Origin of the sequence: Streptomyces sp. NPDC005799, from assembly GCF_040630525.1 — a bacterium.
In the GTDB taxonomy this organism is placed as follows: Bacteria; Actinomycetota; Actinomycetes; order Streptomycetales; family Streptomycetaceae; genus Streptomyces; species Streptomyces griseorubiginosus_B.
The window spans coordinates 67,494-85,694 of the sequence record NZ_JBEXXQ010000030.1 but is presented as its reverse complement, the minus strand read 5'-3'; the positions used below and the strand labels follow the sequence as shown (position 1 = coordinate 85,694).

The window sequence follows — 18,201 nt, the reverse complement described above, 5'->3', positions numbered from 1 at the left end:
ATGCTCGCCTGCCGTTTGAGGTACTGGACCGGGATCCTTCCGAAGGGCCCCGGGTCGCTGCCCGGCCCCACGGCCGGCTGAGCCGATGCGTGCCGGTCGCGTCTTCGCGTACGGCGCCGCCGCCGGCCTCCTCGGCGACCAGCTGCTCGGCGATCCGCGCCGGGGGCACCCGGTCGCCGCTTTCGGACGGGCCGCGGGTGCCGTGGAGCGGGTGCTGTGGCGGGACCACCGCGGGTGGGGGACCCTGCACACCGCCGTGTGCGTCGGGGGTGCCGTGGCGCTGGGCGCCGTGGCGGAGACGGTCGTACGTCCGTCCCGTACCGCTTCCGTGGCCCTGACCGCCGCCGCCACCTGGGCGGTTGTCGGCGGCCGCTCGCTCGCGCGTGAGGCGCGGGTCGTCGGGCGGGCCCTGCGGGCGGGTGACGTCCAGGGTGCCCGGGAGCGGCTGCCGCATCTGTGCGGGCGGGATCCGCAGGCGCTGGACGCGGACGGGATCGCCCGGGCCGTGGTGGAGTCGGTCGCCGAGAACACCTCGGACGCCGTGGTCGGGGCGTTGGTGTGGGGGGCCGTCGGCGGGGTGCCGGGGCTGCTCGGGTTCCGGGCCGTCAACACGCTGGACGCCATGGTCGGTCACAGGTCGGCGCGGTACCGGCGCTACGGGTGGGCCTCCGCGCGGCTGGACGACGTGGCCGGCTGGCCGGGGGCCCGGCTGACCGCGGCACTGGCGACGGTCGCGGGGAGCGACCCGCGCGGAGCGGCACGGGTCTGGCGTGCGGACGCGGGGAAGCATCCGAGCCCCAACGCCGGTCCTGTGGAGGCCTCGTTCGCGGGAGCGCTCGGCGTGCGCCTGGGCGGGACCCTCTCCTACGGCGGGCGGGTCGAGCACCGGCCCGTGCTCAACGCACCGGGCCGCGCCGTCGCCGTACCGGACATCGAGCGGGCCGTACGGCTCTCCCGGCGCGTCGGTCTGCTCGCGCTCGGCGTCAGTGCCGCCGCGCGCCTGTTGGTGAAGGGACGTACGTCATGAGCGGGGGTCTCCTCGTCGCCGGCACCACGTCCGACGCCGGCAAGAGTGTCGTCACCGCCGGGATCTGCCGGTGGCTGGTGCGCCAAGGGGTCAAGGTGGCTCCCTTCAAGGCGCAGAACATGTCGCTCAACTCCTTCGTGACCCGCGAGGGCGCCGAGATCGGGCGGGCGCAGGCCATGCAGGCGCAGGCGTGCCGGATCGAGCCGACGGCGCGGATGAACCCCGTGCTGCTGAAGCCGGGGGGCGAGCAGAGCAGCCAGGTCGTGCTCATGGGCAAACCGGTGGGCGAGCTGAGCGCGCGGGGGTACCACGGTGGGCGGCAGCAGAAGCTCCTCGGGACCGTGCTGGAGTGTCTCGCCGAGTTGCGGGGCACGTATGACGCGGTGATCTGTGAGGGGGCCGGCAGTCCCGCGGAGATCAATCTGCGCCGGACCGACATCGTGAACATGGGGATCGCCCGCAACGCCGGGCTTCCCGTCCTCGTGGTCGGTGACATCGACCGCGGGGGCGTGTTCGCCTCGTTCTTCGGGACGGTGGCGCTGCTGTCGGAGGAGGACCAGCGGCTCGTCGCCGGGTTCCTGGTGAACAAGTTCCGGGGTGACGTCTCGCTGCTCGAACCGGGCCTCGACATGCTGCACGGGCTCACCGGGCGGCGCACCTACGGTGTTCTGCCCTTCCGGCACGGGCTGGGCATCGACGAGGAGGACGGGCTGCGGGTCTCCCTGCGCGGAACCGTACGGGAGTCGAACGTCGCCCCTCCCGTGGGTGAGGACGTGCTGCGGGTCGCCGTCTGCGCGATCCCGCTCATGTCGAACTTCACCGACGTGGACGCCCTGGCCGCCGAACCCGGGGTCGTGGTGCGGTTCGTGGACCGGCCGGAGGAGCTGGCCGACGCCGATCTCGTCGTGATCCCGGGGACGCGGGGCACGGTCCGGGCCCTGGAGTGGCTGCGGGAGCGCGGCCTCGCGGACGAGCTGCGGCGCAGGGTCGCCGAGCAGCGGCCCGTCCTGGGCGTCTGCGGCGGCTTCCAGATCCTGGGTGAGCGCATCGAGGACGAGATCGAGTCGCGGGCCGGCAGGGTGGACGGGCTCGGCGTGCTGCCCGTACGCGTCCGGTTCGCGCGGGAGAAGACGCTCACCCGGCCCGTGGGAGAGGCCCTCGGCGAGCGGGTCGAGGGGTACGAGATCCACCACGGCGTGGCCGAAGTGACCGGCGGGAATGGGTTCATCTCCGATGACAAAGGACACAGCCTGGACGGCTGCCGGGTCGGCCAGACCTGGGGCACCCACTGGCACGGTTCGCTGGAGTCGGACGGTTTCCGGCGGGCCTTTCTGCGCGAGGTGGCGGCCGCCGCGGGCCGCCGTTTCGTGCCGGCCGAGGACACGTCGTTCGCCGCGCTGCGCGAGGAGCAGCTCGACCGGCTCGGCGACCTGATCGAACAGCACGCGGACACGGACGCGCTGTGGCGGCTCATCGAGTCGGGCGCGCCGCAAGGACTGCCTTTCATTCCACCGGGAGCGCCCGTATGAGCACAGTGTTGTTGTTGTCGACGGCCGACACGGATCTGCTGGCGGCCCGGGCCGCCTCCGGTGCCGACTACCGGATCGGCAACCCGACGCGCGTCGACGTCACCGAGGAGCTGCCCGCTCTCCTCGACGGCGCCGACATCGCCGTCGTACGGCTGCTCGGCGGGAAACGGGCGTGGGAGGACGGGCTGGCCGCCCTGAAGGCGTCCGGCGTTCCGACCGTGCTGCTCGGCGGGGAGGCCGTGCCGGACGCGGAGTTGATGGCGGAGTCGTCCGTGCCGGCGGGTGTGGTGGCCGAGGCGCTGAAGTACCTCGTCGAGGGCGGGCCCGACAACCTCACCGAACTCGCCCGGTTCCTCTCGGACACCGTGCTGCTGACCGGCGAGGGGTTCGTCGAGCCGCGCAAGATGCCGGAGTACGGCGTCCACGGCTCGTACGACAGGGTCGACGGCCGGCCCACCGTGGGCGTGCTCTTCTACCGGGCCCATGAACTGAGCGGCAACACCGCCTTCGTGGACACCCTGTGCCAGGCGATCGAGGCGCGGGGCGCCAACGCCCTTCCCGTGTACTGCGGTTCACTGCGCGGCGCGGACGCGGGGCTGTACGAGATCCTCGCCGGGGCCGACTCACTGGTCGCCACCGTGCTGGCGGCCGGCGGCACGCACGCCTCGCAGGCCTCGGCGGGCGGCGACGAGGAGGCGTGGGACATCGGGGCCCTCGCGGACCTCAACGTGCCCGTGCTGCAGGGGCTCTGCCTCACCTCGTCGCGGGAGGCGTGGGACGCCTCGGACGCCGCGCTCTCCCCCATGGACGCGGCCATGCAGGTCGCGATCCCGGAGTTCGACGGCCGTCTGATCACCGTGCCGTTCTCCTTCAAGGAGCAGGGCCCCGACGACGTCCCGGTGTACGTCGCCGACCCCGAGCGGGCCGCGCGGGTGGCCGGGATCGCGGTGCGGCACGCGCGGCTCAAGCACAAGCCGAACGCCGAGAAGAAGCTGGCGCTCGTGTTCACCGCCTACCCGACGAAGCACTCGCGTGTCGGCAACGCGGTGGGGCTCGACACGCCCGCGTCGGCCGTGCGGGTGCTGGACGCGCTGCGGGACGCCGGGTACGCGCTCACCGAATACCCCGACAACGGCGACGAGTTGATCCACCGGCTCATCGAGGCCGGCGGTCACGACGTGGAGTGGCTGACCGAGGAGCAGCTGGCCGCCGCGCCCGCGCGCGTGCCGCTCGCCGACTACCGGGCCTGGTTCGACAAGCTCGATCCGGAGCTGCGCGACGGGATGCTCGAGGCGTGGGGCGAGCCGCCGGGCTCGCTGTACGTCGACGGGGACGACATCGTGCTCGCGTCCCTGCGGTTCGGGAACGTCGTCGTGATGATCCAGCCCCCGCGCGGCTTCGGGGAGAACCCGATCGCGATCTACCACGACCCCGACATGCCACCGTCGCACCACTACATGGCCGCCTATAGGTGGCTGGAAAACAGCTTCGGCGCCGACGCGATCGTGCACATGGGCAAGCACGGCACGATGGAGTGGCTGCCGGGCAAGGGACTCGGGCTCAGCGGCGGTTGCGCCCCGGACGCCGTACTCGGTGAACTCCCGCTGGTCTACCCGTTCATCGTCAACGACCCCGGCGAGGGCACCCAGGCCAAGCGGCGCGGCCACGCCACGGTCGTCGACCACCTGGTGCCGCCGATGGCCCGCGCCGACACCTACGGCGACCTGGCCAAGCTGGAGCAGCTGCTCGACGAGTACGCGCTCGTCTCCGACCTGGACCCGACCAAGGCACCGGCGGTGCGCGCGCAGATCTGGACGCTGGTGAAGGCGGCCGAGCTGCACCACGACCTGCACGTCGACGAGCAGCCCGACGACGAGGCGTTCGACGAGTTCGTCATGCACATCGACGGCTATCTGTGCGAGATCAAGGATGTGCAGATCAGGGACGGTCTGCACATCCTGGGCGGCGGTCCGGTCGGTGAGCCGCGCGTGAACCTCGTGCTCGCCGTGCTGCGCGCCTCCCAGGTGTGGGGCGGACAGGCCGACGCGCTGCCGGGACTGCGGGCCGCGCTGGCGGCTCATTTCGGGCTGGTGGAGAAGGAGTTGCTGGCCGAGCCCGGGGCGCCGGTGAAGGTGCCGGTGGAGCTGACGGATCTGGTCGAGGGACCCTCCCGCACGGCCGCCGACGCCGTGGACCTGCTGGAGCAGCTGTGCCGGCGGGTCGCGGAGGGCATGGAGGCGCGGGGCTGGGACGCGGGCGCCGTCCCCGCACTCGTCCGTGACGTCCTCGGCACCGAACTCCCGGACGCGGTGGCGGTGTTGGAGTTCGCCTGCACCGAGGTGGTGCCGCGGCTCGCGAGGACCACCGACGAGATCGGGCACATCCTCAAGGCTCTGGACGGCGGTTACGTCCCCGCCGGCCCGTCCGGCTCCCCCACCCGCGGTCTGGTCAACGTCCTGCCGACCGGCCGCAACTTCTACTCGGTCGACCCCAAGGCGATTCCGTCCAGGCTGAGTTGGGAGGTCGGCCAGTCGCTCGCGGACTCCCTCGTGCAGCGCTATCTGCAGGACACCGGGGAGTACCCGAAGTCGGTGGGCCTGACGGTGTGGGGCACCTCGGCCATGCGGACCCAGGGTGACGACATCGCGGAGATCCTGGCGTTGCTGGGCTGCCGGCCGGTGTGGGACGACGCCTCGCGCCGGGTGACGGGGTTCGAGGTGATCCCCCTGGCGGAGCTGGGCCGGCCCCGCATCGACGTCACCGTCCGCATCTCCGGCTTTTTCCGGGACGCGTTCCCGCATGTGGTCGGGCTGATCGACGACGCGGTCCGGCAGGTGGCCGAGCTGGACGAGCCCGCCGACGGGAACTTCGTGAAGGCCCACGCCGACGCCGACACCGCCGAGCACGGTGACCGGCGCCGGGCCACCGCCCGCATCTTCGGTTCCAAGCCGGGCGCGTACGGTGCCGGGCTGCTGCCCCTGATCGACGCCCGCAACTGGCGCTCGGACGCCGACCTCGCCGAGGTGTACGCGGTGTGGGGCGGTTACGCCTACGGGCGCGGACTCGACGGGCGGGCCGCGCGCGGGGACATGGAGACGGCGTTCAGGCGGATCGCCGTGGCCGCCAAGAACGTCGACACCCGCGAGCACGACCTCGTCGACGCCGACGACTACTTCCAGTACCACGGCGGCATGGTCGCGATGGTCCGCCACCTCACCGGCGCCTCCCCGGAGGCGTACGTCGGCGACTCCGCCACCCCGGACCAGGTCAAGACCCGCACGCTCGGCGAGGAGACCCACCGCGTCTTCCGCGCCCGTGTGGTCAACCCCCGCTGGATGGCGGCCATGCGGCGCCACGGCTACAAGGGCGCCTTCGAGATGGCGGCGACCGTGGACTACCTCTTCGGCTACGACGCCACGGCCGGCGTCGTCGACGACTGGATGTACGAGAAGCTCAGCGCCGAGTACGTCTTCGCCCCGGAGAACCGGGAGTTCATGAAGAAGTCCAACCCGTGGGCGCTGCGCGGCATCACCGAGCGGCTCCTCGAAGCCGCCGAACGCGGGCTGTGGGCCGAGCCGGACGCGGAGACGCTGGAGCGGCTGCGCGCCACGTACCTGGAACTCGAAGGCGACCTGGAGGGCGACCAGTGACCACCCCCTTCCCCTTTACGGCGGTCGTCGGCCAGGACGACCTGCGCCTCGCACTGCTGCTGAACGCCGTCTCCCCGGCGGTCGGCGGGGTGCTGGTGCGCGGCGAGAAGGGCACCGCCAAGTCCACGGCGGTCCGGGCCCTTTCGGCGCTCATGCCGCAGCTGAACGTGGTCGCGGGCTGCCGTTTCTCCTGCGACCCCGACTCCCCCGACCCGGCCTGTCCGGACGGCCCGCACGAGCCGGGGGCGTTCGAGACCCGCCCGGCGCGGATGGTCGAGCTGCCGGTGGGTGCCTCGGAGGACCGGCTGGTGGGCGCCCTGGACATCGAGCGGGCGCTGGCGGAGGGCGTGAAGGCCTTCGAGCCGGGCCTGCTCGCCGACGCCCACCGCGGGATCCTGTACGTCGACGAGGTCAATCTCCTCCACGACCACCTGGTCGACCTGCTGCTGGACGCGGCAGCGATGGGCGCCTCCTACGTCGAACGCGAGGGCGTGTCCGTGCGCCACGCGGCGCGTTTCCTGCTCGTCGGCACCATGAACCCCGAAGAGGGCGAGCTGCGGCCGCAGTTGCTCGACCGGTTCGGCCTGACGGTGGAGGTGGCCGCCTCGCGCGAGCCCGACCAGCGGGTGGAGGTCGTGCGGCGCAGGCTCGCCTACGACGACGATCCGGCCGGTTTCGCGGCCCGTTGGGCGGACGAGGAGTCGGCCGTACGGCAACGAATCGTCGCCGCCCGGGAGTTGTTGCCGTCGGTGCGGCTGGGCGACGGGGCGCTGCGGCAGATCGCGGCGACCTGTGCCGCCTTCGAGGTGGACGGCATGCGGGCCGACATCGTGATGGCCCGCACCGCGACGGCGCTGGCCGCCTGGGCCGGCCGGACCGACGTGCTCGCCGAGGACGTACGGCAGGCTGCCCTGCTCGCGCTGCCGCACCGGCGCCGCCGCAACCCCTTCGACGCGCCCGGACTCGACGAGGACAAGCTCGACGAGACGCTGGAGCAGTACGCCGAGGACGACGACCCGGAACCCGACGGCGACGGACCCGGCGGGGGCGGCGGGCAGCCGACGCCGGACGAGGGTCCGCGGGACGGCGGGGACACCGGCGCGCGGCCCGAGGCCGGGGAGGACGGCGAACCGCAGGCCTCCGGCGCCGGCGAGCAGTCCGCCGCACGGGCCGCCGAGCCCTTCCGGACCAAGGCGCTGAGCGTGCCCGGGATCGGTGAGGGGGCGGCGGGCCGGCGTTCGCGGGCGCGGACCGAGCACGGGCGGACGACGGGTGCCAGGCGGCCCCGGGGGACGCTCACCAAGCTGCATCTGGCGGCGACGGTGCAGGCGGCGGCGCCGCATCAGCGGGCGCGGGGACGGTCCGGGCCGGGGCTGGTCGTGCGGCGGGACGATCTGCGGCAGGCCACGCGGGAGGGGCGCGAGGGCAACCTCGTGCTGTTCGTGGTCGACGCCTCCGGGTCGATGGCGGCGCGGCAGCGGATGAGCGCCGTGAAGGGCGCCGTCCTGTCGCTGCTGCTGGACGCCTATCAACGCCGGGACAAGGTGGGGCTGGTGACCTTCCGGGGCGCGGCGGCCGAGGTGGCGCTGCCGCCGACGTCGTCCGTCGACGCGGCCGCGGCCCGGCTGGAGTCGCTGCCGACAGGTGGGCGGACGCCGCTCGCCGCGGGGCTGCTCAAGGCACATGACGTGCTGCGGGTGGAGCGGCTGCGGGATCCCGCGCGGCGGCCGCTGGTGGTCGTGGTGACGGACGGACGGGCCACCGGCGGTCCCGAGCCCGTGGCCCTCGCCGGGCGTGCGGCCCGGTTGTTCGCGGCCGAGTCGGTCGCCTCGGTGGTCGTCGACTGCGAGTCGGGGCCCGTGCGGCTGGGGCTGGCGGGGCAGCTCGCCGGTGAGCTGGGCGGTACGGCGGTGACGCTCGACGAATTGCGGGCGGACTCCATCGCCGGGCTGGTGAAGGACGTACAGAGGAGGGCCGCGTAATGCCGCAGGGGCAGCCGAGCGTCGTACCGGACGACGGACTGACGACCCGTCAGCGCCGTAACCGTCCCCTGGTGGTCGTGCACACCGGGATCGGGAAGGGCAAGTCCACCGCCGCGTTCGGGCTCGCGCTGCGGGCCTGGAACCAGGGGTGGCCGATCGGGGTGTTCCAGTTCGTCAAGTCCGCCAAGTGGAAGGTCGGCGAGGAGAACGCGCTGCGGGTGCTGGGCGCCTCCGGCGAGGGCGGGAGCGTCGACTGGCACAAGATGGGCGAGGGCTGGTCGTGGGTGCAGCGCGACGAGCAGCTGGACAACGAGGAGAAGGCCCGGGAGGGCTGGGAGCAGGTCAAGCGGGACCTGGCCGCCGAGACCTACAGGCTGTACGTGCTCGACGAGTTCGCCTACCCGATGCACTGGGGCTGGGTGGACACCGACGAGGTCGTGGAGGTGCTGCGGAACCGGCCCGGGACCCAGCATGTCGTGATCACCGGACGCAACGCGCCCGAGAAGCTCGTCGCGTTCGCGGACCTGGTGACCGACATGTCCAAGGTGAAGCATCCGATGGACGTCGGGCAGAAGGGGCAGAGGGGCATCGAGTGGTGACCTCGTCCGTCCCACGGCTGGTCGTCGCCGCGCCGTCCTCCGGCAGCGGCAAGACCACCGTCGCCACGGGGCTGATGGCCGCGTTCACCGCGCGGGGGCTCGCCGTGTCCCCGCACAAGGTCGGACCGGACTACATCGACCCCGGGTACCACGCGCTCGCCACCGGGCGGGTGGGGCGGAACCTCGACGCGTACCTGTGCGGGCCGGAATTGATCGGTCCGCTGTTCGCGCACGGCGCGCGAGGGTGCGAACTCGCCGTCGTCGAGGGTGTGATGGGGATGTACGACGGGGCTGCCGGGGAGGGCGAGCTGGCGTCCACGGCCCAGGTCGCCAAGCTGCTGCGGGCGCCGGTGGTGCTGGTCGTGGACGCGTCCTCGCAGTCGCGGTCGGTGGCGGCCCTGGTGCATGGTTTCGCCTCGTGGGATCCGCAGGTGCGGGTCGGGGGCGTCATCCTGAACAAGGTGGCGTCCGACCGGCACGAGCAGCTGCTGCGGGAGGCGCTGGAGGCGGCCGGGGTGCCGGTGCTGGGCGTCCTGCGGCGGGCTCCGCAGGTGGACACGCCGTCCCGGCATCTGGGTTTGGTGCCTGTTGCCGAGCGGCGCGCCGCGGCTGTGGAAGCCGTTGCCGCGATGGGGGCGCAGGTGGCTGCCGGGTGTGATCTGGAGGGGTTGCTGGGGCTGGCTCGCCGGGCGGGTGAGCTCTCCTGTGCGGCATGGGATGCGGCTGAGGCCTTGGTTTCCTCGCCCCCGCCACCCCTACCCGTCCCGTCTCCAGGGGCTGCCGCCCCTTCGGCCCCGCCCAGGCGGCTCCACCCCCTGGATCCCCGGTCGGCCCGGAACGGGCCTCGTCCTCAAACGCCGGACGGGCTGGATGATGCCGACCCGCGTCGAGACATGCCGGTGGTCGCCGTCGCCGGTGGTGCCGCCTTCACCTTCTCCTACGCCGAGCATGCCGAGCTGCTCGCCGCCGCCGGGGCCGAGGTCGTGGTCTTCGATCCGCTCCGTGACGAGCAACTGCCCGACGGGACCGCCGGGTTGGTGATCGGCGGGGGGTTTCCCGAGGTGTACGCCGCGGAGCTGTCCGCCAACGAGCCCCTGCGCAAGGCCGTCGCGACGCTCGCCGAGAGCGGTGCTCCCGTCGCCGCCGAGTGTGCCGGGCTGCTGTATCTGTGCCGTGAGCTGGACGGGCGGCCGATGTGCGGGGTGATCGACGCCGACGCCCGTATGTCCGAGCGGCTGACGCTCGGGTACCGGGACGCCGTCGCGGTCGGCGACAGCGTGCTCGCGCCCGCCGGGACGCGGATGCGGGGGCACGAGTTCCATCGGACCGTCGTCGAGCCGGGGGCGGGGGCGGCTCCGGCGTGGGGCGTGCGCGGCTCCGACCGGCGGGTCGAAGGCTTCGTACAGCAAGGTGTGCACGCGAGTTATCTGCACACGCACTGGGCGTCCGAGCCCGGTGTCGCCCGTCGGTTCGTGGAGAGGTGCCGGACGTCATGAGCAACAGCAGGCTGATCGGGGTCGGAGTGGGACCCGGCGATCCGGAACTCGTCACCGTCAAGGGCGTCAACGCGCTGCGCGCCGCCGATGTCGTCGTCGTGCCCGTGATGGCGGCACCCGACGGGAAGGACGGCGGCGAGCCGGGCCGTGCCGAGGCGACCGTGTTGCACTACGTGCCCGCGGAGAAGGTCGTCCGGGTCGTGTTCGCGCTGAACGAGCGCAGTGACCGGCAGCGGCGCGAGGACGCCTGGGACGCGGCCGGGGCGCGGGTCGCCGCCCTGCTCACCGCGCACTCCGTGGTCGCCTTCGCCACCATCGGCGACCCGAACGTGTACTCGACGTTCACCTATCTCGCGCAGACCATCGCCGAGCTCGTCCCGGGGACCGTCGTCGAGACCGTGCCCGGCATCACCGCCATGCAGGACCTCGCGGCGCGCTCCGGGGCCGTGCTGACCGAGGGCACCGAGCCGCTCACCCTCGTCCCCGTCACCGCCGGGTCCGCCGTGCTCAAGGACGCGCTGAACGGGCCCGGGACGGTCGTGGCCTACAAGTTCGGGCGGCAGGCGGGCGAGGTCGCCGAGGCCCTGCGGGAGACCGGGCGGCTCGGTGACGCGGTGTGGGGGTCGGCGCTCGGACTGGAGAGCGAGTCCATCCGGCCGGCCGCCGAGCTCGACGGGGCCCCGCTGCCGTACCTCTCCACGCTCATCGCGCCCGCGCGGCGCGGCGGCGGGCGGGGCGGCAAGTTGTGACAGCCCCCGCAGCGCCCGGCTCAGGCGGCCAGGCCCACCACCAGCCAGATGAACAGCACGCCCGCGACCGTGCACAGCAGGGTCGAGCGCGCGGGGTGTTCGTGGTGGGCCTCGGGGAGGATCTCGGCGGCCGCGAGATAGAGCAGTACGCCGCCGAAGAGACCGAGATAGCCGCCGAGCAGGCCCTCGGGGATGGTGACGAACGTCGTCGAGGCTGCGCCGACCACCGGGGCCGCCGCGTCCGCGAACAGCATGGTCATGGCCTTGCGGCGGGCGTTCCCGTACAGGCTGGTGATCGTGTACGTGTTGAAGCCGTCCGCGAAGTCGTGGGCGACCACGGCCAGGGCGACCGCCGCGCCCATGCCGCCGCCGACCTGGAAGGCCGCGCCGATCGCCACGCCGTCCATCGCGCTGTGACCGACCATCGCCGCGGCCGCCGTCAGCCCCACCTCGGGAGCCCGGTGGGAGTGCTCCTCACCGCCGTGCGAGGCCTGGCGGGCGGCGAGGGTGCGCTCCACGAGATGGGCGAGGAGGAAGCCGCCCACGAAGAGCAGCAGGGCCGTGGGCACGCCGAAGACCTCGTCGCCGGCCGCCTCCAGCGCCTCCGGCAGCAGATCGAGGCCGACCACCCCCAGCATCAGTCCGCCGGCGAGGCCGAGGACCAGGTGGCGACGGTCGGTCACCCGCTGTGCCGTCCAGCCGCCGGCCAACGTCATCAGGAACGCGCCGAGCGCGACGAAGACCGCCATGGGGACTTGTTATCCGATCAACGGCCGTTCGCGCACATCGGACGGCCACGGCGACGGCACCCGTGACACTTTTGTACAGAGAGGACCCGATTTCCATGGCCGATGCCCCCACCGGCAAGGTGACCTTCGTCGGTGCCGGCCCCGGCGCCGCCGATCTGCTGACGTTCCGTGCCGCGCGCGCCATCGCCGAGGCCGACGTCGTGATCTGGGCGGCGAGCCTGGTCCAGGCGGAGGTCCTCGAACACGCGCGCGAAGACGCGGAGGTCCTCGACTCGGCGACCATGTCCCTGGAGGACGTCGTGGCCGTCTACGAGCGCGCGCACGCCGAGGGGCTGCGCGTCGCCCGTATCCACTCCGGCGACCCGGCCCTGTGGGGCGGCACGCAGGAGCAGCTCGACCGGTGCGCGGGCATCGGCATCGCGACCGAGGTCGTCCCCGGCGTCTCCGCGTTCTCCGCCGTCGCCGCGCTCGCCGGGCGCGAGCTGACCATCCCCGAGGTCGCGCAGTCCGTGATCCTCACCCGGCTCGGCGGCGGCAAGACGCCGATGCCGCCCGGTGAGGAGGTGCGGGAGTTCGCGCGGCACGGCACGACCATGGCGGTCTTCCTGTCGGCGGCCCGCAGCGGGCAGCTGGTGCGGGAGCTGCTGGAGGGCGGCTATCCGACCTCCACGCCGGTCGTGGTCGCCTACCAGGCGACGTGGCCGGAGGAGCTGCTGGTGCGGTGCACGATCGGCACGCTGGAGGAGACGGTCAAGGAGCACAAGCTCTGGAAGCACACCCTCTTCCTGGTCGGCCCGGCGCTGGACGCCGAGGGCACGCGCTCGCACCTGTACCACCCCGGCCACTTCCACGGCTACCGCAAGGCCGACCCGGAGGCCCGCAGGGCGCTGCGCGAGCGGGGAGCGAGTACGTGAGCGGCCCGATCACGGTCGTCGGTACGGGGACGGGGGCGCCGCTTCCCGCCGACGTGCTGGACGGGGCCCGGCTGGTCGTGGGCGGCAGGCGGCACCTCGAAGCGGCCCCGGTGCCGCACGACGCCGAGCAGGTCGTCCTGGGCCCGCTGGCGCCGGCCCTGGACGTCATCGAGCGGCACCTGGAGAAGGAGGGCCACGTCGTCGTGCTGGCCTCCGGGGATCCCGGGTTCTTCGGGATCGTGCGGGTGCTGGCGGAACGGTTCGGAGCGGACCGGCTGGACGTACGGCCGGGGGTGTCCTCCGTCGCCGCCGCCTTCGCGCGGGCCGGGCTGCCCTGGGACGACGCGGTGGTGGTCAGCGCCCACGGCCGGGACCTGCGCACCGCGGTCAACGCGTGCCGGGCCCATCCGAAGGTGGCGGTGCTGACGGGCCCGGGCAGTGGGCCCGCCGAACTCGGAGCCGCTCTGGGGTTGGACGCCCGCGTCCTGGTCGTCGCCTCCGCGCTCGGTGCCGCCGGGGAGCGGGTCGAGCGGGTCACGCCCGCCGCGGCCGCCGGCCGGGACTGGGGGGCGGACGTCAGTGTCGTGCTGTGTCTCGACGAGACCCGGGTGCTCGGTGGTGTGCGGAGTCTCGCGGGGGCCGACGTCGGTCCCGCGCGCTGGGCGCTGGGCGAGGACGAGTTCGCGCACCGGGACTCGATGATCACCAAGTTCGAGGTGCGGGCCCTCGCGCTGGCCCGGCTGGGGCCCCGGCTCGGCGAGCTGGTCTGGGACGTCGGCGCGGGCTCCGGCTCCGTGGCCGTCGAGTGCGCCCGGTTCGGCGCCGCCGTCACCGCGATCGAGAAGTCCGAGGACGGCGTCGAACGGATCCGCGCCAACGCCGCCGCGCACGGCGTGGACGTACGGGTCGTGCACGGCTCGGCGCCCGCCGCGCTGGACGGACTCGACGACCCCGACGCCGTGTTCGTCGGCGGCGGTGGGCGCGAGCTGCCCGCCATCGTCACCGTCTGCGCGCGCCGCGCCCGGCGAACGGTCGTGATCGCCATGGCGGCCCTGGACCGCGTACCGGCCGCCCGTGAGGCCCTCACCGGCGCCGGCTTCGACTGCGACGGCGTGCTGCTGCAGTCCTCCCGGCTCGCGCCGCTGCCCGGTGACGTGACCCGGCTGGCGGCGACCAATCCCGTTTTCCTGCTGTGGGGAGTCAGAACTCCCGTCTGTCGAGAAGGAGTCGCTCAGTGATCGGCCTCATTTCCGCCACCGCGGCGGGGACGGCTGCGCGGGACCGGCTGGCCGCCGCGTGGCCGGACCGTACGCGCGTGTACGAGGGTCCCGTCGGGGACGCCGTGCGGGCCGCGTTCGCGGAGTGCGAGCAGCTCGTGTGCTTCCTCGCCACGGGGGCGGTGGTACGGCTCCTGGCGCCGCTGCTGGGTGACAAGACGACCGACCCGGGTGTGGTGTGCGTCGACGAGGGCGGGCGGTTCGCCGTGTCGCTGGTCGGCGGGCACGGGGGCGGGGCCAACGAACTCGCCGTCGAGGTGGGCGAGTCGCTGGACGCCCAGCCCGTGGTGACGACGGCCACCGACGCCACCGGCGTGGCGGGCCTGGACACCCTGGGGCTGCCGGTGGAGGGCGCCGTCGCGGCCGTCTCCCGGGCGCTCCTCGACGGCGAACCGGTCGTCCTGGACACCGAGGTGAGCTGGCCGCTGCCGCCCCTGCCGGTGGCCGCCGAGGGGTCCCACGTCATCCGTGTCACCGACCGCGCGGTCCAACCCGCCGAGCACGAGGTGCTGTTGCGCCCGCCGTCCCTCGTCGTCGGCGTCGGCGCCTCGAAGGGAGCGCCCGTCGAGGAGGTGCTGGGACTGATCGAGGACGCGCTGCGGGACGCGGGACTGTCCGTGCGGTCCCTCGCCGAACTCGCCACCGTCGACGCCAAGTCCGACGAACCGGGCATCGTGGAGGCGGCGCGACGGCTGGGGGTGCCCCTGGTGACCCACAGCGCCGAGGAGCTGGCGGCGGTCGAGGTCCCCAACCCCTCCGACGCGCCCCTCGCGGCCGTCGGCACCCCGTCCGTCGCCGAGGCCGCCGCACTCGCGGGGGGCGGTGAACTCCTGGTGCCCAAGCGGAAGTCGGCACGTGCGGACGGACACGCCTCCATGGCGACCTGCGCCGTCGTACGACGTCCCGCGCGCGGCCGGCTCGCGGTGGTCGGACTCGGTCCCGGCGCCCGCGACCTGCTCACCCCGCGCGCCAAGGCGGAGCTGCGGCGGGCCTCCGTGCTCGTCGGGCTCGACCAGTACGTCGACCAGATCCGCGACCTGCTGCGCCCCGGCACCCGGATCCTGGAGTCGGGGCTCGGGGCCGAGGAGGAGCGGGCCCGGACGGCGGTGGCCGAGGCGCGCAGGGGACAGGCCGTCGCCCTGGTCGGCAGTGGTGACGCGGGTGTCTACGCCATGGCCTCGCCCGCCCTCGCCGAGGCGTCCGACGACATCGACGTGATCGGCGTGCCGGGTGTGACGGCGGCGCTGGCGGCCGGGGCGATCCTCGGGGCGCCGCTCGGGCACGACCACGTGTCGATCAGCCTCTCCGACCTGCACACCCCGTGGGAGGTCATCGAGCGCCGGGTGCGGGCCGCCGCCGAGGCGGATCTCGTGGTCACCTTCTACAACCCCCGCTCCCGGGGCCGGGACTGGCAGCTGCCCAAGGCGCTCGCCATCCTCGCCGGGCACCGCGAGCCGACGACGCCGGTCGGTGTCGTACGCAACGCCTCGCGGCCCGACGAGTCCAGTCGGCTGACGACGCTGGCCGCGCTGGATCCGGCGACGGTCGACATGATGACGGTCGTGACCGTGGGCAACACCGCGACCCGCGACATCGCGGGGCGCATGGTCACGCCGCGCGGCTACCGCTGGCAGGAGGCCGCGTCATGAGCGACTCCGTCGTGGGGCGAGTGAACCGCGTCGTTCACCCCATCGAGGTGGAGTCCTACCGTCGGATGCGCGCCCGGCTGGACACCTCGCGCTTCCCGCCGCTGACCCGGGCCGTGGTGGAGCGGGTCGTCCACTCCGCCGCCGACCTCGACTACGCGACCGATCTCGTCATGGACGAGGGCGAGTTGGCGAGGGCGCACACGGCGCTGCACGCCGGGGCGCCGGTCGTGGTCGACGTGGAGATGGTGGCCGCCGGGATCACCCGGCGCGAGACCGTCTGCCGGCTCCGGGACGCCAAGGCCGCTCCCGGGCTGACCCGTTCGGCGCACGCGATCCGGCTCGCGTACGAGCAGGTCGGCCCCGGCGCCCTCTGGGTGATCGGCAACGCGCCCACCGCGCTGGAGGAGTTGCTGACCCTGGACGCGGACCCGGTGCTCGTCATCGGCCTGCCCGTCGGCTTCGTCGGCGCGGTCGAGTCCAAGGCCGCGTTGCGTGAGAGCGGGCTGCCCGCCGTGAGCAACGTGTCCGAGAAGGGCGGTTCGGCGGTGGCTTCCGCCGCCCTCAACGCCCTGCTGTACCACCCCACTTCACCGTCCGAGGAGACATCGTGACCACCCCGCCGCCCGCCCTGCTCATCGCCGGTCACGGCACCCGGGACGAGGCCGGAGCCGAGGCGTTCCGCGACTTCGTGCGGGAGCTCGGACGCCGTCACCCCGAGCTGCCCGTCGCGGGCGGCTTCATCGAGCTGTCCCCGCCGCCGCTGGGCGAGGCGGTGGCCGAGCTGGTGGAGCGGGGCGTGCGGCGGTTCGCGGCCGTCCCGCTGATGCTGGTGTCCGCCGGACACGCCAAGGGCGACATCCCGGCGGCGCTGTCCCGCGAGAAGGAACGGCACCCGGGGATCTCGTACACCTACGGCCGCCCGCTGGGCCCGCACCCCTCGCTGCTGGCGGTGCTGGAGCGCCGGCTCGACGAGGCGCTCGGCGCCGGCGGCCCCGAGGACCGGGCCGAGGTGACCGTGCTGCTGGTCGGGCGCGGCTCCACGGATCCGGACGCCAACGCCGAGGTGCACAAGGCGGCGCGGCTGCTGTGGGAGGGGCGCGGGTACGCCGGGGTGGAGACGGCGTTCGTGTCGCTCGCGGCGCCTGACGTGCCGAGCGGACTCGAGCGGTGCCGGAAGCTCGGGGCGCGCCGGATCGTCGTCCTGCCGTACTTCCTGTTCACCGGCATCCTGCCGGACCGGGTGAGGCGGCAGACCGAGGAGTGGGCGGGCGCGCACCCGGAGATCGAGGTGCGGTCCGCCGAGGTCATCGGGCCGGAGCCGGAGCTGCTCGACCTGGTGATGGAGCGGTACCAGGAGGCGGTGAAGGGCGATCTGCGGATGAACTGCGACTCGTGCGTGTACCGCATCGCGCTGCCGGGCTTCGAGGACAAGGTGGGGCTGGCGCAGCAGCCGCACTTCCACCCCGACGACGACGGCCACCACCACGGGCATCACCACCACGACGGACACGCGCATGCGCACTGAACACGACCTGCGGCACCACGGTGACGCCGAGGTGCGTGACGACGGGGCCGCGCTCGTCGACCTGGCCGTGAACGTCCGCGCGGACACGCCCCCGGTATGGCTCCGGGAGCTGATCGCGGGCTCGCTGGGGTCGCTGGCCGCCTACCCGGACGGGCGGGCGGCCCGGGCGGCGGTGGCGGCGCGGCACGGGGTGCCGGTGGAGCGGGTGCTGCTGACGGCGGGGGCCGCGGAGGCCTTCGTCCTGCTCGCCCGTGCACTCAAGGTCCGTCAACCGGTCGTGGTGCACCCGCAGTTCACCGAGCCCGAGGCGGCACTGCGGGACGCCGGGCACACCGTGGACCGGGTGCTGCTGCGGGAGGAGGACGGCTTCCGGCTCGGTCCGGGAGCGGTTCCCGAGGACGCGGACCTGGTGGTGATCGGCAACCCGACCAATCCGACGTCGGTGCTGCATCCGGCCGACACGATCGCCCGACTCGCCCGCCCCGGGCGGACGTTGGTGGTCGACGAGGCCTTCATGGACGCGGTGCCGGGTGAGCGCGAGGCGCTGGCCGGACGGACCGACGTACCCGGACTCGTCGTCCTGCGCAGCCTGACCAAGACCTGGGGTCTGGCCGGGCTGCGCGTCGGATACGTCCTCGCCGCCCCGGAGACCGTGGCCGAACTGGAGCGCGCCCAGCCGCTGTGGCCGGTGTCCACGCCGGCGCTGACCGCCGCCGAGGCCTGTGTGGCGCCGCGGGCGCTGGCGGAGGCTGCGCACGCAGCGCACCGCGGCGCCGCCGACCGGGCCCATCTGGTCGCCGGGCTCGGCGAGTTCGCCCCGGACGGGCTGCGGGTCGTCGAGCCCGCGGAGGGCCCCTTCGTCCTCGTCCGGTTGCCCCGCGCCGCCGCCGTGCGCCGGCACCTGCGTGACCTGGGGTTCGCGGTGCGGCGCGGTGACACCTTCCCGGGGCTGGGCGAGGAGTGGCTGCGGCTGGCGGTACGGGACCGAGTGACGGTGAACAGGTTCCTGCAGGCCCTGGACCAGGCGATGACGCTGGCCAGGGCCTGAACCGCGG

General features: G+C 73.8%; 14 protein-coding genes. 13 read left to right on the top strand and 1 reads right to left on the bottom strand.

Going from position 1 to position 18,201, the window contains the following annotated elements; all coding sequences use genetic code 11:
* Window positions 1–85: 85 nt before the first annotated feature.
* From ABZ453_RS27770 to cobI, 7 genes are read left to right on the top strand one after another with little or no spacing between them, the layout of a single operon-like run.
* A complete protein-coding gene (locus tag ABZ453_RS27770) occupies window positions 86–1,027 on the top strand; it encodes a cobalamin biosynthesis protein (RefSeq protein WP_359018827.1) in 942 nt (313 codons plus the stop codon).
* The gene (locus tag ABZ453_RS27765) at window positions 1,024–2,556 is read left to right on the top strand and encodes a cobyric acid synthase (RefSeq protein WP_359018825.1); all 1,533 of its coding nucleotides are present in this window, start codon (window positions 1,024–1,026) and stop codon (window positions 2,554–2,556) included. The genes ABZ453_RS27770 and ABZ453_RS27765 overlap by 4 nt, the downstream gene beginning before the upstream one ends.
* On the top strand, window positions 2,553–6,206 hold the full coding sequence (cobN, locus tag ABZ453_RS27760) for a cobaltochelatase subunit CobN (RefSeq protein WP_359018823.1): 3,654 nt from the start codon (window positions 2,553–2,555) through the stop codon (window positions 6,204–6,206). The genes ABZ453_RS27765 and cobN overlap by 4 nt, the downstream gene beginning before the upstream one ends.
* Window positions 6,203–8,188: a putative cobaltochelatase gene (locus tag ABZ453_RS27755; protein WP_359018821.1), complete on the top strand. Its 1,986-nt coding sequence runs from the start codon at window positions 6,203–6,205 to the stop codon at window positions 8,186–8,188. The genes cobN and ABZ453_RS27755 overlap by 4 nt, the downstream gene beginning before the upstream one ends.
* Window positions 8,188–8,787, top strand: coding sequence for a cob(I)yrinic acid a,c-diamide adenosyltransferase (cobO, locus tag ABZ453_RS27750; protein ID WP_359018819.1), 600 nt, complete (start codon window positions 8,188–8,190; stop codon window positions 8,785–8,787). The genes ABZ453_RS27755 and cobO overlap by 1 nt, the downstream gene beginning before the upstream one ends.
* A complete protein-coding gene (locus ABZ453_RS27745) occupies window positions 8,781–10,283 on the top strand; it encodes a cobyrinate a,c-diamide synthase (RefSeq protein ID WP_359018817.1) in 1,503 nt (500 codons plus the stop codon). Before cobO ends, ABZ453_RS27745 begins: the two co-directional genes overlap by 7 nt.
* Window positions 10,280–11,032, top strand: a complete 753-nt coding sequence (gene cobI, locus ABZ453_RS27740) for a precorrin-2 C(20)-methyltransferase (protein WP_359018815.1) — start codon at window positions 10,280–10,282, stop codon at window positions 11,030–11,032. The genes ABZ453_RS27745 and cobI overlap by 4 nt, the downstream gene beginning before the upstream one ends.
* Window positions 11,033–11,052: 20 nt before the next feature.
* Here cobI and ABZ453_RS27735 read toward each other — a convergent pair whose 3' ends face one another.
* The gene (locus tag ABZ453_RS27735; RefSeq protein ID WP_359018813.1) at window positions 11,053–11,781 is read right to left on the bottom strand and encodes a ZIP family metal transporter; all 729 of its coding nucleotides are present in this window, start codon (window positions 11,779–11,781) and stop codon (window positions 11,053–11,055) included.
* A gap of 95 nt (window positions 11,782–11,876) precedes the next feature.
* On the opposite strand from ABZ453_RS27735, the gene cobM reads away from it, so the two are divergent.
* From cobM to cobC, 6 genes are read left to right on the top strand one after another with little or no spacing between them, the layout of a single operon-like run.
* Window positions 11,877–12,695, top strand: coding sequence for a precorrin-4 C(11)-methyltransferase (gene cobM / locus ABZ453_RS27730; protein ID WP_359018811.1), 819 nt, complete (start codon window positions 11,877–11,879; stop codon window positions 12,693–12,695).
* Window positions 12,692–13,933 carry a precorrin-6y C5,15-methyltransferase (decarboxylating) subunit CbiE gene (cbiE, locus tag ABZ453_RS27725; protein ID WP_359018809.1) on the top strand — a complete coding sequence of 414 codons (1,242 nt, stop codon included), beginning with the start codon at window positions 12,692–12,694 and terminating at the stop codon, window positions 13,931–13,933. The genes cobM and cbiE overlap by 4 nt, the downstream gene beginning before the upstream one ends.
* Window positions 13,930–15,621, top strand: a complete 1,692-nt coding sequence (cobJ, locus tag ABZ453_RS27720; protein WP_359018807.1) for a precorrin-3B C(17)-methyltransferase — start codon at window positions 13,930–13,932, stop codon at window positions 15,619–15,621. The genes cbiE and cobJ overlap by 4 nt, the downstream gene beginning before the upstream one ends.
* A 20-nt stretch (window positions 15,622–15,641) precedes the next feature.
* Entirely contained in the window at window positions 15,642–16,232 is a 591-nt protein-coding gene (locus ABZ453_RS27715; RefSeq protein WP_359018903.1) for a precorrin-8X methylmutase, read from the top strand.
* A complete protein-coding gene (locus ABZ453_RS27710; protein ID WP_359018805.1) occupies window positions 16,229–17,146 on the top strand; it encodes a sirohydrochlorin chelatase in 918 nt (305 codons plus the stop codon). Before ABZ453_RS27715 ends, ABZ453_RS27710 begins: the two co-directional genes overlap by 4 nt.
* Window positions 17,136–18,194 carry an Rv2231c family pyridoxal phosphate-dependent protein CobC gene (gene cobC / locus ABZ453_RS27705; RefSeq protein ID WP_359018803.1) on the top strand — a complete coding sequence of 353 codons (1,059 nt, stop codon included), beginning with the start codon at window positions 17,136–17,138 and terminating at the stop codon, window positions 18,192–18,194. Before ABZ453_RS27710 ends, cobC begins: the two co-directional genes overlap by 11 nt.
* Window positions 18,195–18,201 lie beyond the last annotated feature (7 nt).

Excerpts from the sequence above, each read along its gene's own strand:
- ABZ453_RS27770 (WP_359018827.1), top strand. The coding sequence starts at position 86 with ATGCGTGCCGGTCGCGTCTTCGCGTACGGCGCCGCCGCCGGCCTCCTC.
- ABZ453_RS27765 (WP_359018825.1), top strand. The coding sequence starts at position 1,024 with ATGAGCGGGGGTCTCCTCGTCGCCGGCACCACGTCCGACGCCGGCAAG.
- cobN (WP_359018823.1), top strand. The coding sequence starts at position 2,553 with ATGAGCACAGTGTTGTTGTTGTCGACGGCCGACACGGATCTGCTGGCG.
- cobO (WP_359018819.1), top strand. The coding sequence starts at position 8,188 with ATGCCGCAGGGGCAGCCGAGCGTCGTACCGGACGACGGACTGACGACC.
- cobI (WP_359018815.1), top strand. The coding sequence starts at position 10,280 with ATGAGCAACAGCAGGCTGATCGGGGTCGGAGTGGGACCCGGCGATCCG.
- ABZ453_RS27735 (WP_359018813.1), bottom strand. The coding sequence starts at position 11,781 with ATGGCGGTCTTCGTCGCGCTCGGCGCGTTCCTGATGACGTTGGCCGGC.
- cobM (WP_359018811.1), top strand. The coding sequence starts at position 11,877 with ATGGCCGATGCCCCCACCGGCAAGGTGACCTTCGTCGGTGCCGGCCCC.
- cobC (WP_359018803.1), top strand. The coding sequence starts at position 17,136 with ATGCGCACTGAACACGACCTGCGGCACCACGGTGACGCCGAGGTGCGT.